The following is a 208-nucleotide window of genomic DNA, read 5'->3' on the forward strand; positions in this document are numbered from 1 at the left end:
CTGCAACTAGCCCCGTCTTTAGAGGTGGTAAAGATGCCGATGATGGCCATGGTGTTCTCCTTTCGGATTCATGGTCGCGCCCATCGCGTCCTTGTTGTGAGCCGATCGGCGGGGGAGGGCCGAACGCACTGCCAATGCAGCCGAAACGTAGAGAAGGACCTTGAGCTCCGAACAATTTGTTGCGCGAGAAAGCCGCTCGCCGGCGGGG

At 59.6% G+C, this 208-nt stretch carries 1 protein-coding gene; it reads right to left on the reverse strand.

What is annotated here, in order from left to right; all coding sequences use genetic code 11:
* Positions 1–18 precede the first annotated feature (18 nt).
* Positions 19–208, reverse strand: a 190-nt coding sequence (locus AO268_RS32930; RefSeq protein ID WP_218927879.1) for a hypothetical protein, incomplete at its 5' end; no start/stop codon positions are given.

Origin of the sequence: Pseudomonas sp. ICMP 8385 (assembly GCF_002699915.1) — a bacterium.
In the GTDB taxonomy this organism is placed as follows: Bacteria; Pseudomonadota; Gammaproteobacteria; order Pseudomonadales; family Pseudomonadaceae; genus Aquipseudomonas; species Aquipseudomonas gessardii.